General features: G+C 43.5%; 7 protein-coding genes. 2 read left to right on the top strand and 5 right to left on the bottom strand.

Annotated elements, in window-relative coordinates; all coding sequences use genetic code 11:
• The first annotated feature begins 355 nt into the window (after positions 1–355).
• Complete coding sequence (locus V7051_RS24265) at positions 356–619, top strand: hypothetical protein (RefSeq protein ID WP_333879331.1); 264 nt, start codon at positions 356–358, stop codon at positions 617–619.
• Positions 620–654: 35 nt separating this feature from the next.
• On the opposite strand, the gene V7051_RS24260 is transcribed toward V7051_RS24265, so the two are convergent.
• The 3 genes from V7051_RS24260 to V7051_RS24250 form a co-directional block, all read right to left on the bottom strand.
• Positions 655–1,284 (bottom strand): DNA cytosine methyltransferase, encoded by a 630-nt coding sequence (locus V7051_RS24260; RefSeq protein WP_334181189.1) that lies wholly within the window; start codon positions 1,282–1,284, stop codon positions 655–657.
• On the bottom strand, positions 1,239–1,385 hold the full coding sequence (locus V7051_RS24255) for a hypothetical protein (protein WP_333879330.1): 147 nt from the start codon (positions 1,383–1,385) through the stop codon (positions 1,239–1,241). Before V7051_RS24255 ends, V7051_RS24260 begins: the two co-directional genes overlap by 46 nt.
• A 334-nt stretch (positions 1,386–1,719) precedes the next feature.
• Positions 1,720–2,151 (bottom strand): DUF29 domain-containing protein, encoded by a 432-nt coding sequence (locus V7051_RS24250; RefSeq protein ID WP_333879329.1) that lies wholly within the window; start codon positions 2,149–2,151, stop codon positions 1,720–1,722.
• Positions 2,152–2,351: 200 nt separating this feature from the next.
• Here V7051_RS24250 and V7051_RS24245 point away from each other — a divergent pair, with 200 nt between their 5' ends.
• Positions 2,352–3,335 carry a DNA-binding protein gene (locus V7051_RS24245; protein ID WP_333879328.1) on the top strand — a complete coding sequence of 328 codons (984 nt, stop codon included), beginning with the start codon at positions 2,352–2,354 and terminating at the stop codon, positions 3,333–3,335.
• 243 nt (positions 3,336–3,578) lie between these two features.
• Here V7051_RS24245 and V7051_RS24240 read toward each other — a convergent pair whose 3' ends face one another.
• Together V7051_RS24240 and V7051_RS24235 are read right to left on the bottom strand one after the other, a co-directional pair.
• Positions 3,579–4,094 (bottom strand): hypothetical protein, encoded by a 516-nt coding sequence (locus tag V7051_RS24240; protein WP_333879327.1) that lies wholly within the window; start codon positions 4,092–4,094, stop codon positions 3,579–3,581.
• The coding region (locus V7051_RS24235) for a zonular occludens toxin domain-containing protein (protein WP_333879326.1) at positions 4,051–5,468 on the bottom strand (1,418 nt) is incomplete at its 5' end. The genes V7051_RS24240 and V7051_RS24235, both read right to left, overlap by 44 nt.

The raw sequence follows: 5,468 nt of genomic DNA, 5'->3' as shown, positions 1-5,468 counted from the left end.
AAAAGGTAGCCAAATAAGAAATACGGTAACTAATTTACGTAATTAAACACTAGCAAAGGGTATGGAGACCGGAAACAATGGAATGCTGGCCGAATTAGCGACGATACCGCAAATAATAAAGTCGGGTTTCAACGTAATTCAAAACAAAGAACCAACGGTTATCAAACGAATCTGCAAAATCAAACCAAACGGCGATGAAGAATGTAGAAATTTACCGCCCGAATAAATTAATGTAACGCATAACGATAATTAAACGTTAGCCTCAACGGCACTGCTACCCTGTGCCTATCCGTTTATTTGTATTATTAAATTTTCTTGATAATAATTTATCAAACTTAAAAACAGGAGAGAAAAAATGAATAAATTAATCTTGATAATTTTAATTACTATATTAAGCAATAACGTGTTAGCCGACGAAAGAAAACAAGATGTAGGAAAGCTGGTTGAAGATGGATTAGTAACGGGAATGAACGTAGGAATAAATGCAATAGGAAGAGTTTTCAATGATCAAGTAGTAAGCCCCTTAGACAAGGCTCTAACAAGACAAGAGCACCTGAATCAATGCCAAAAAGTAAATACTGAAAACTGCAAGAAAAACACTATTCAGAGAATCAAATAAACGAATATTAAAACGTTACTCGCTGGCCGAAAGGTTTACCTGGTCAGTAACGCTTTTACGATCAAATGACCGCTTCCGGCGGCATTGCCTGCATAAACTTGACGGCCTGTTACTGGTTGACCGCAAGAACAGGCGCATAAGGTAACGCCTGTTTGCCGGTTTAGAACGGCTTGGGCAAGCGCACGGGCCAGACCGTAAGGAACGCCATTACCGATAGCACGGACTAGCGCGCTACGGGTAAATGCGGGTATGTCGAAATCTTCCGGAAGACCTTGTAAGGCGGCTATTTCCGAAAGCGGACGGGAATCATTGGCTAGAACTGTCGGGTTACGGCCGAGTGTCTTTTTTCTATCAATAATCAATTGTGAATAATCGATAGCGCCGAATTGAACATGACGTAAACGACGTTGCGACATGCCTAAATCGGACGCGTTAAGGTCCAGACGTTGCCAGCTATAACCGTCTATGTGCATATCGGGAACGCCGGGGACGTTTTCGGCTAACCACCAGGAGGGACGCGCTTCAAGCACAATACGTTTGAAATGAAAGAGCATTTCTAAGCCCTGCCCTGTTGGTTTATCACGACGTGCTTTAGAGAAGTCCTGACAAGGAGGACCACCTATAACACCATCGAAACGACCCGAAGGAACGGTAAAACGGCGGATGTCGCGAAGATCAGATCGGGACCGCGAACCACTGAAAAGCCCACGTCTTCAAAACCACGATCCAACAGACCGATACCGGGAAATAATGAAAGAATCAACATGCTGTTACTACGTAGCGAGAAAATGAATCGTGGACGTTTACATCAACAGCGGTTAAACAGTAAGGTGAAGCTTGTCAGGCTTGCGTACGTTGGCAGCGAGCCGGACAAGTACATCATACGAGTTTGCATGTAACACCGCTCGGCTGCGCTCGCTATTTACCTGACTGACTCCAACCGCCCAGACTCCGGACGAATTCCATACCTAACAAAAACAAACTAGCGGGATAATCTGGCGGTCGCCAAGGAAAAAAGCGGATTGACAGTAAGCGAGGGGGATTGGCTGTTTGAGACGGCGCATATTGTTATGTTACCGTCTCAATTTAAGAGGCCGACTTTAATTGTCCGGAAAAAAGTGGTCATCGGTGATTTGTTCAAGGGACCAGGGGCAAGCCGCAGGAAATACGCTTTTGCTGATTTTAGTTTCTCTTGAGGCTTGAATAACAGACAGTTTATACGCATCAACTGTCATTTCATCAAGAAAAGGTTTTAAGCCGGGATTTTCCTTTAAGGTTTTGCGAAATTGAATACGCTGTTCATCAATGGATAGTTCCCAACTTCGACCGCGCCTGACTTCCTGATATTTCCACTTTAGAAGATGCAGTAATAATACGGTTAACCGGCTTTCGAGTTCACGCTTTTCACTACGCCCCATGGTTTCTACTTCCTCTATTAAATTTTCTATATCCAGGTCATTTAAACGCCCTGCCCGTAATAAGGCAGCCTGCTCTTGTGTCCAGCCGTAAAAGTCTTGTTCGTAATTACTCATAAAAAGCCCTCGGGTTGCTTTAAGTTGAATACAGTATATCAAAAATTCATATAATGTCAAGTGATATTATGATAATTATCGTATTACCGTATTACGATATTATCATTACTGTATTATCATATTATGATAATATTACTTGACAGGCCTGCTTTTATATGTAATAATAGCTTCAACATAAAAGCCAACCTGGAGAAAGAAAAATGAACAATATCAGTCAAATCAACAAAGCAAAACGTTTAACTGAAGAAGAGGTTCACACGGCGGCCGATGAATTGAAAGAAACCGGCGTCAAAGTGAGCAGTATTGAAGTTTATAAGTTCTTAGGCCGGGGCTCGTTAACAACGATTACGAACTTCTTAAAGACTTGGAATCAAGAAGAGCAAGTAACCACCCTGCCCGCTTTGATTAGCCTGCCGGAGTCATTAAGTAAATCGGCCGAACAGTTGATTATCAAGTTATGGTCAGAATCGCAAAGCTTGGCCGAAAAAGAAATAATCAGCCAGCGGGAAGCCTTACGTCAGGCTGAAGCGGTGGCCAATGAGAAAATAAGCGAAGCGGAAGCGTTCAGCGAAGAACAAGCTAAGCAGATCGAAGCTCTAGAAGCCGAAATCGAAACCATAAGAAAAGAAGGTGACGAACAACTTAGCAGCTGGATAAAAGAAATAGAAAAGGAACAAAACGATAGACATCAGACACATATGGATAAAGCAGTATGCGAAGAAAAGCTACGTGAAGCCGGAAAAAGATTCGATTATGTTAACGAAACATTAATTAGCCAACAAAAAGCCAATGAAGTGTTAACTGGCGAAAACATAGAATTAAAAAATAAGCTTGAAAACGCCGAACAAAGGTATGTAGAAATTAGGAATCAATTTGAAAAAACAGAAGAAAAAATGTTAAAAACAGAAAACGAAAACAAGAAACTGGATATTGAAAATAAAGTACAAAAAAATCAAATAGATAAGCTAATTTCAGACATGGAAAGCCAAAAAGAAATTTCTGCAGTAGAAGCGAATGAAAACAAGGCATTAAGAGAAAAAGCGGCCAAGCTGGAAGGTGAACTTATCGCCTGGAAAAGTATTAAGTCGGAATCAAAAAAAGCTATCGAGATCAAACCGAAAAAAGAACCCTTGGAAAAAAGCCAGAAAGAGAGCCAATTCAAACAAACTGAACAGCCAGAGTAGAAATTAATAAACCGTTACTCGCTGGCCGAAAGGTTTATCTGGTCAGTAACGGCTTTTACGATCAAATACACGCTTCCGGCAGGCATTGCCTGCATAAAATTGACGGCCCGTTACTGATCGACCACAAGAACAGGCGCATAAGGTAACGCCTGTTTGCCGGTTTAGAACGGCTTGGACAAGCAAACCGCGCCGCTTCGTTGTCGTCCTCCTCCTACGTCGTCGTCCTCCGCCTCATTGCGCGTTTTAATCAGGTAATACAGAAGTAGCGGCCGTCACTAGCGCGTTAGTCGGTATAGTAGGCTTAGATACGGCTTTCTGGCCGTATTTGATGCAATTACGCAAGCTGATAACGGTAGCCGTTTGTACCTTGGCGGAGCATTTACTGATTTCTGAGGATTCACAACCCACTTTATGTATTTGACCATCGGAACCAATCAAAGACAGTTTACAAAGGCCGTGGGCAAATACGGTAAAACCAGCGCGTGACAGCTCGTCAAACTGAACGACCTTAAGACCGTCGATGGAATCAGCAATAAATTTTAGCTTGGCATGTTGCTTGTCATCGATGTTTTGATAAGCAACGGTCAATAATTTATAGCCTAGGTGATCAGTAAAATGACTACCTTGCTGGTCAAGTACATGATCAACAGTGTGCAAAACAGGCGGGTCAGGACGCTTTTTATCAGGCGCAGGAACAACAGAACCGGCTTTTTGATCAATCTGAACAAGGAGCAGGGTCGGCGATTTTAAGCGCTTCATGGTTATCAAGAGCATTGATAAACAGACAGATAGAACTTCCGATAGCCAAAACGATAGCTGCAAGCTTAATGCGTACGCCGGAGTCACCCAGGATGCTTTGATCGGCTTTACTTTCGGTATGCTCGCCGGTAACGGTGGATTGATAGCACTGATAGATTCGTCTATCGGCTTTGTATTTTCGAGGCTTACCGATTCGTTGAGCGTTTGATTTTCCATTATTTTCGGGGTCATGTTGGAACTCGTACCAGATGTCTTTAAAAAGAAAAGGAAGCTTGCCGCTCAGCGATTTATGAAGATAAGCAGTTTGGGGCACTTCACGAATAGATTTTTGAATCTTGTTGATATGTGTAGTGGAAATGAAAATATCCCACTGGTAATGACGTTGCATGTCAAACGCGGTGAATACATCTTCGGGACGACCTACACTATAGCTTTGCTTAGTGTAATCATCGTTAATCGTCACGTTAATTTCCGGGATAACATAACCGGCCGGACAAACGAATTTATCCAGCGATTCCATTTTAAAATCGCGACGATCCGGATAAATGCGCTGGCCTTCATCCATCAAAACCAGAGCGCGGAACGGTATCCAATGAAACCAACCAGCCATTAAAAGACGGCCCTCGGCCAACTCGGTGTTGATATGGATTAAATCGGCGCTCACAAAAAGAATAGACGTGCCAACAATGGATAACGGGGCAGCAAACCGATTAAAATCAACAACGACATGAACGCCTTTAATCGTGCCGAAATCAAAGGAAGGTAATTGACCCACGCCACCGGCAGACAATTGAAATAATGAACCCAGCGAGGTTTTAACCTCGTTAAATTTGGTCTGATAATCAGCTTTAGCTTGTGAGGCCTGACCATCAGGAACGGTATCGTCGAAGTGATCATTGCCGGTTTGAGCATGAATCGCAGTACCACTACCGGCCATCAAAGACTCAAGCGTACTTTCCTGGGCACAACCAGGACAGCCCCCGGAACCACTACCAGAACCTGAACTGACAGTCGAGCCGGAACCGGCGCCACCCCCTGCGATAGTGTCATTCAGAGCATTAACGGCATTAGTTAACGCGGTCGTGGCGGCGGTCGCCGCTTCGGTAGCATGGGTAGACGTGGGAGCGGTAGGAATAGAAGCGGCGGCAGTTGTAACTTGCGTAGTGTATTGCGTCACCTGGGTAGCAGTCGCCTGAGAATTAGTCACTTTATTGGTAGCGGCCAATGATGTTTGTAATGTAGTCTGCGGGTTAGATTGTACAGACGTCAAAACAGCTTGAGCGTTATTCACATTAGCCTGAGCGACTTGAGCAGTTTCTTGGCTATTTTTGCCCATCCCCTCGAAAAGGTAAAAATTAGTAATGGCTGATGTTA

The organism is Methylobacter sp. (genome assembly GCF_036845245.1).
Classification (GTDB): domain Bacteria; phylum Pseudomonadota; class Gammaproteobacteria; order Methylococcales; family Methylomonadaceae; genus Methylobacter_A.
The sequence above is the reverse complement of the archived record's forward strand: the minus strand, read 5'-3'. Positions and strand labels throughout refer to the sequence as shown.